General features: G+C 70.9%; 4 protein-coding genes. All 4 read right to left on the minus strand.

The window, feature by feature from the left end; translation table 11 throughout:
- Positions 1-50 precede the first annotated feature (50 nt).
- On the minus strand, positions 51-863 hold the full coding sequence (locus ACFWEP_RS31565) for a DUF3159 domain-containing protein (RefSeq protein ID WP_387375248.1): 813 nt from the start codon (positions 861-863) through the stop codon (positions 51-53).
- A gap of 3 nt (positions 864-866) precedes the next feature.
- The gene (locus tag ACFWEP_RS31570) at positions 867-1,217 is read right to left on the minus strand and encodes an OB-fold nucleic acid binding domain-containing protein (protein WP_328723620.1); all 351 of its coding nucleotides are present in this window, start codon (positions 1,215-1,217) and stop codon (positions 867-869) included.
- A gap of 164 nt (positions 1,218-1,381) precedes the next feature.
- Entirely contained in the window at positions 1,382-2,074 is a 693-nt protein-coding gene (locus tag ACFWEP_RS31575) for a response regulator (protein WP_387375250.1), read from the minus strand.
- 108 nt (positions 2,075-2,182) lie between these two features.
- Positions 2,183-4,726, minus strand: coding sequence for a DUF4118 domain-containing protein (locus ACFWEP_RS31580; protein ID WP_387375252.1), 2,544 nt, complete (start codon positions 4,724-4,726; stop codon positions 2,183-2,185).
- Positions 4,727-4,899: the final 173 nt, after the last annotated feature.

Here is a 4,899-nt window from a genome sequence, read left to right on the forward strand (position 1 = left end):
GACACATCATGGTGTCTGCCGCCGCTGGTACGCGCGAGTGCCGGGTGCCGTCAGGCGTCGTAGTTGCGCGCCGCCGCGGTCTCCGCGGAGCGGGCCTTCTCGGCCTCCGCCTCGCGGGCACGCTCCGCGGCGCGCTCCGCCTCGCGGTCCTTCTCCGCCTGCTCGGCGGCCTCCATCTCGGCGAAGACGTCGATCGGGGCCGGCGCCTTGGCCAGGAAGACCCAGGTGAGGTACACGGCGAGCAGGAACGGCGGGATCTTCAGTCCGACGAGCACCCAGCCGAGCTGAGCGGTGTCGGCCCACCAGTAGAGCGGGAAGAGGATCGCGCACTTGGCGAGCAGGATGAGGCCCCAGGCGTAGCTTGCCTTGGCGTAGGCGCGCTTGCGGCCGGGGTTCCTGGTCCGCCAGGAGAGGTTCTCCTTGAAGACCGGGCCGAGGATCAGCCCGATCAGCGGGACGCCCGCCAGGGTGGTGATCAGGTAGGACAGCGCCAGGCCGAGCGTGTAGAGCATGCCCGGGAGGTAGAAGTCCTTGGCCTTGCCCGTGATCATCGCGAAGACCACGCCGAAGGCCACACCGAAGACGCCACTGAACGCGTGCTTGACGGTGTCCTTGCGGACCAGCCGGACGACGACCAGCAGCAGCGAGACCGCCAGGGCGGCGACGGCCGAGACGTGCAGGTTCTTGTTGAGGGTGAAGATGGTGACGAAGAGCAGTCCGGGCAGGACGGTCTCCACCATCCCCCGGACCCCGCCGAACGCCTCGAAGAGGGCGGCCTCGGTGACCGCCCTGTTCGTCGCGTCCTGCTGATCCGTGTCCGGGGTACGGTCCCCGTCGTGCGTCGGCTTGTCGTCGGACGTCACCGGCTACTCCTTGCCCAGCGGTCGCAATTCGTATGTGGGGTTGAACAGCACCCGGCGCCCGTGGCTCATGGCGACGCGGCCCGAGACGATGAGCCGACGGCCGGGCTCGATGCCGACGATGGAGCGGCGGCCGAGCCAGACCACGTCCAACGGCGCGGTGCCGTCGAAGAGCTCCGCTTCCAGGGCGGGCACTCCGGCACGGGGTCGCAGGGTGACGGTCCGCAACGTACCAGCCACCTTGACGATCTGGCGGTCCGAGCATTCGGAGATGCGGGTGCATCCCGACGCGTGCGCGTCCTCCTGGAGCTCCTCGGACTCCAGGTCCTCCTGGGAACTGGACAGCCGGTCGAGCATGCGGCGGAAGCGCCCGGTGGACCGCTCCGCCTTCCCTGCTCTGTCGAATCGAGGAACAGCAGTCATACCCGAAGAGTACCGGTCTCGCGAGCCGGTCGCGGGCTACGGAAAACTCACCCGGACGAGTGCATGGCCATGCACCTCGCGCTGGGGCGCGCGACAGCTCAGCCGCGCTCGAACCGATAGCCCATTCCCGGCTCGGTGACGAAATGCCGGGGGTGCGAGGGGTCGGCCTCCAGCTTGCGCCGGAGCTGGGCCATGTAGACGCGGAGGTAGTTGGTCTCGGTGCCGTAGGAGGGGCCCCAGACCTCCTGGAGGAGCTGCTTCTGGCTGACGAGGCGGCCGCTGTTGCGGACCAGGACCTCCAGCAGGTGCCACTCGGTGGGGGTGAGGCGGACGTCACGGCCTTCGCGGTGGACCTTCTTGGCCGCCAGGTCGACGGTGAAGCCCTCGGTCTCGACGATCACCACGTCGTCGGCGCCGTCCGGGCCGACCGGTTCGGCCCGGCGGACCGAGGCGCGCAGCCGGGCGAGCAGCTCGTCCATGCCGAAGGGCTTGGTCACGTAGTCGTCGGCGCCCGCGTCGAGCGCCTCCACCTTCTCGTCCGAGGTGTGCCGGGCGGAGAGGACCAGGATCGGCACCCGGGTCCAGCCCCGGAGTCCCTTGATGACCTCGACCCCGTCCATGTCGGGCAGCCCGAGGTCCAGCACCACCACGTCGGGGTGGCGGGCGGCGGCGAGCTGGAGGGCGGTGGCCCCGTCGGGCGCGGCGTCGACCTCGTACTTCCGCGCCTTCAGGTTGATCACGAGGGCGCGTACGATCTGCGGCTCGTCGTCGACCACAAGCACCCGGGTCATCGCGGTCCTGCCTTTCTGCTGCTGTACGGAGAAGAGATTCTGCTGCACCCGGATGTCGGGGGTGTGACGGACGCTTCGGGCGAGGTGGTCGCCCCCGCCGTCACGGCGTCACGAGGTGACCTGCGGGGACAGGTCGGGGCTGGCGGGCACGTAGTCGGCCGCCGTCTTGAGCGTGAGCACCATGGTCATGCCGCCGCCGGGGGTGTCCTCCGCGTCGAGAGTGCCGCCCATCGACTCGGCGAATCCCCGGGCGACGGCCAGGCCGAGGCCGACCCCGGCACCGCGCGGGGCGTCGCCGTACCGCTGGAAGGGCTCGAAGATCCGCCGCTTGCCCTCGTCGGGGACGCCGGGACCCCGGTCGGAGACCCGGAGCTCGACGCGGTCGCCCAGCGTGCTGGCGGCCACGACGACGGGCGTGCCGTCCGGACTGTACTTGACGGCGTTCTCCACGACGTTGGCCACGGTCCGCTCCAGCAGGCCGGGGTCGACGGCGACCATCGGCAGGGTCTCCGGGATGTCGAGCTCGACGCTGCCCTCGGGTACGCCTCCGAGCGCCATCGGGACGACCTCGTCGAGATCGATCTCGCGGATCAGCGGGGTGACGGTGCCGGTCTGGAGGCGCGACATGTCGAGCAGGTTGCCGACCAGGTGGTCCAGGCGGTCGGCGCCGTTCTCTATGCCTTCGAGGAGTTCGGCCTCGTCGTCCTCGGACCAGGCGACGTCGTCGGAGCGCAGCGAGCTGACGGCGGCCTTGATGGCGGCGAGCGGGGTGCGCAGGTCGTGGCTGACGGCGGCCAGCAGGGCGGTCCGGATGCGGTTGCCCTCGGCGAGCCTGCGGGCCTTCTCGGCCTCGCCGACCAGGCGCTGGCGGTCCAGTACGACGGCCGCCTGGGCGGCGAACGCGCCGAGCACCCGGCGGTCCTCGGCGGGCAGCACCCGGCCGGAGAGCGCGAGCGCCATGTGGTCGCCGACGGGCATGTCCACGTCGGCATCGTCGGGGCGGGTCACCGGGCTGGGCCCGACCGATCCCGCGCAGGTCCACGGTTCGACGTCGCTCTGCCGCTCCAGCAGGGCGACGGACTCCATGGCGAAGGTCTCGCGCACCCGTTCCAGCAGGGCGTCCAGGGTGGTCTCGCCGCGCAGCACGCTGCCGGCCAGGAAGGAGAGGATCTCCGACTCCGCGCGCAGTCGTGCGGCCTGGTGGGTGCGTCTGGCCGCGAGGTCGACCACGGAGGCGACCGAGACCGCCACCGCGAAGAAGATCACGATGGCGACGATGTTCTCCGGGTCCTGCACGGTCAGGGTGTGGGTCGGTGGGGTGAACCAGTAGTTCAGCAGCAGGGACCCGGCGGCGGCGGACGCGAGTGCCGGCAGCAGGCCGCCGAGCAGGGCGGCGACCACCGTCAGGAAGAGGAAGAGCAGGACGTCGTTGGCGAGCCCGGGGCCGTCCTCCATGCTGCGCAGGAGTACGGAGAGGAGGGCGGGACCTCCGACGCCGACCAGCCAGCCCCAGATGATCCGGGCCCGGCCGAGCCGGGCGCCCCGGGCGATGGGCAGTCCTCTGCCCTTGGCGACCTCGTCGTGGGTGACGATGTGGACGTCGAGGTCGGGCCCGGACTCGCGGGCGACGGTGGCGCCCACGCCGGGGCCGTAGATGTACTGCCAGGTCTTGCGGCGGCTGGAGCCGAGGACGATCTGGGTGGCGTTGACTCCGCGCGCGAAGGCGAGGAGGGCGGCCGGGATGTCGTCGCCGATGACGTGGTGGAAGGTCCCGCCCAGATCCTCCACGAGGGTCCGCTGGACGGTGAGTTCCTTGGGCGAGGCCGAGGTGAGGCCGTCGCTGCGGGCGATGTAGACGGCGAGGATCTCACTGCCGGAGCCCTTGGCTGCCATCCGGGAGGCGCGGCGGATGAGGGTGCGGCCCTCGGGTCCGCCGGTGAGTCCGACGACGATGCGCTCGCGGGCCTGCCAGGTGGAGCTGATGTTGTGCTCGCCCCGGTACTGCTGGAGGTACTCGTCCACCCGGTCGGCGACCCAGAGCAGGGCCAGCTCGCGCAGGGCGGTGAGGTTGCCGGGGCGGAAGTAGTTGGAGAGGGCGGCGTCGAGCTTGTCGGGCTTGTAGATGTTGCCGTGGGCCATGCGGCGGCGCAGCGCCTGGGGGGACATGTCGACCAGTTCGATCTGGTCGGCGCGGCGGACGACCTCGTCGGGGACGGTCTCGCGCTGCCGGACGCCGGTTATCGACTCGACCACGTCGCCGAGCGACTCCAGGTGCTGGATGTTGACGGTCGAGACGACGTCGATGCCGGCCTGGAGGAGTTCTTCGACGTCCTGCCAGCGTTTGGCGTTGCGGGCGCCGGGGACGTTGCTGTGGGCGAGTTCGTCGACGAGGGCCACCGAGGGTGCCCGTTCGAGTACGGCGTCCACGTCCATCTCGGTGAAGACCGCCGAGCGGTACTCGATCTCGCGCCGCCGGATCTGTTCGAGGCCGTGCAGCATCACCTCGGTACGGGGCCGGTCGTGGTGCTCGACGAAGGCGACGACGCAGTCGGTGCCCCGTTCGATGCGCCGGTGGGCCTCCGAGAGCATGGCGTAGGTCTTGCCGACGCCGGGTGCCGCCCCCAGATAGATACGAAGCTTGCCGCGTGCCATGGCCCCATTGTCTTCTCTTGCGCGGGCTGCGGCCCGTGCGGCAGCCACTGACGACGCTACTCCCGGAGATCCGGGCATTTCGGATGGCGGTTGCCCCGGGTGTCCGTATTGACGGAACCCTGATGCGGGACGCCGCGTGTCCCGCCCGGCCAGGGGAGGAGGCCGGGCGGGAC

Source organism: Streptomyces sp. NPDC060198, from assembly GCF_042728415.1.
GTDB lineage: Bacteria > Actinomycetota > Actinomycetes > Streptomycetales > Streptomycetaceae > Streptomyces.